We start from the raw sequence: 1,973 nt of genomic DNA, 5'->3' as shown, positions 1-1,973 counted from the left end.
GGCTGAGCCTGTCGAAGCCTGGTGGCATGCGAGCAGGCGCTTCGACAGGCTCAGCGCGAACGGCGGCTCACTGGTACGGCTGCAGCTGCGACGCCGTCCAGCGCGCGTCGTACACGATCGGYTGCTGCAACCACTGCTGCAGCCAGGCCGGCAGCTCGATCACCGGCCCGATGCCGCCGCCCGGCGACATCAGCGGCCCCACCTCCTGCGCAAAGCGGAAGGCGTGCGTCGGGTCGTACTTCAGCTTCACCGCGTACAGCCCGGCCTGCGCATCGGCCCAGTAGGCCGGGCCGTAGGCGGGCTGGTCCGGCCGCGGGTAGTTCTGGTAGATCTCGCCGTTCCACATCGGCGCCATCAGGTTCATCCAGCCGACCAGGAAATCCTGCGACGCCTGCTTGTGCGCGTCGTCGAACCAGAACACGTCGAGCACCGCGTTGAAGGCCGAGCTGCGGTGCACGAAGGCATTCGCCTGCGGCGGCACCTCGTTGATCGCGCCGCCGTAGAACTCCATGTAGAAGTAGGTCAGCTCGTTCGGTGCGGTGACGAAGTACTGCAGCAGCCCGAGCCATTCCGCGGGCGTGAGCGGGCGCGTGACGTAGCGCGAGGCCTTGTCCTCGAACGGCATCGGGCTGTCCGGCGCCAGGCAGGGCATGCCGTAGGGCTGGTCGAGCAAGGCCTTGTTGAGGTTGTAGTAGCTGTCCATCGCGGTCCATTGCGTGATGGCGCCCGGCAGGTCGCACAGCGGCTGGATCGCGGCCTGGCCGTCGGCCTGCGATCCGACATACAGCCCGCGCACCATCAGGTAGGGCTGCTGCGGCTCGAGCGGCAGCCCGCCCTGCGTGCCGGGCTGCCAGCACAGCGACACCTGGATGTTCAGCGCCTGCGGCAGCGCCGCGAGCATGTAGCCCGACTGCAAGGCCATCAGCGCGCCGGTGGCGTTCTGGAAATCGGCCGGCGTCTGCAGCGGCCAGATCAGCGCCCAGCCGAACACGTCGCCGAGCGGACGCAGCTGGTAGCGCACCGAGAGCAGCACGCCGAAGTTGCCGCCGGTGCCGCCGCGCATCGCCCACCACAGGTCGGTGTTGGCGACCGGGCTCGCGGTGACGACGCGCCCGTTGGCCAGCATCACCCGCATGTCGATCACGTTGTCGCAGTTCATCCCGAAGGTGACCGACGTGAAGCCGTAGCCGCCGCCCTGCAGGTAGCCGCCGATGCAGACGTCCTGGCATTCGCCGCCCGGCACGTGCAGGCCGGTCTGGTCGAGCGCCAGGTCGAGCTTGCTGAACGGGCAGCCGGTGCCGACGGTGGCGACCTGCGCCGCGGCGTCGATCGTGACCTCGTTCAGCTCGCTCACGTCGATCAGCACGCCGTAGCCGGCCGAGAAGCCGGCGGTGCAGTGGCCGCCGGAGCGCACGGTGAACGGCAGGATCACGTCCTGCGCGAGCTTCAGCGCGATCGCCACGTCGCTCTCGACGGCGCAGTAGACGATCGCCACCGGGTACGCGTTGAACACCGGGTTGAAGAGCTGGCGGTCGGCGTTGTAGTCGGGGTTGTCCGGCAGCACGATGTGGCCCTGCAGCGCGGCCTGCGCATCCTTCAGCTGCTGCAGCGGGATCGTGTCGAAGGCATTGGCGGAGAGCCCCTCCCAGTGCCGGAACAGCGCCTGGTCGCGCACGAGCTTGCGGTTGCGTTGAAGAGACATCCAATGGCTCCCTGTGAGGACGCGGCAGGGTAGGCGATGCCCGGGACCGTTGCAAGACGAGCTTTCGAGGAAGTTCGCACATTGAATGCGGCGCCGTTTCCGCTAGCATCGACCCCGCACTCACTGGGCACCGCACGGGGCACGACCCCCTCCATCAAGCACATGGCTGCCGACGCGTCCACCCGACTCCTGCCGTCTCCCGACGAAGCCCTGGCTGCGGCCTATGCCGCGCTGGACGACGGCCACGTGCAGGCGGCGCGCCACATCGTGC

At 68.7% G+C, this 1,973-nt stretch carries 1 protein-coding gene; it reads right to left on the bottom strand.

The features are described 5' to 3' along the window. Window positions 1-67: 67 nt before the first annotated feature. Window positions 68-1,702, bottom strand: coding sequence for an FAD-binding oxidoreductase (locus AC1D01_RS32305; RefSeq protein ID WP_477873589.1), 1,635 nt, complete (start codon window positions 1,700-1,702; stop codon window positions 68-70). Between the last annotated feature and the right edge of the window lie 271 nt (window positions 1,703-1,973).

The sequence above is a fragment of the Rhizobacter sp. P3_B12 genome (assembly GCF_056402895.1).
Note: the sequence above shows the minus strand (reverse complement) of the source record. Positions and strands in the feature narration are given on the sequence as shown.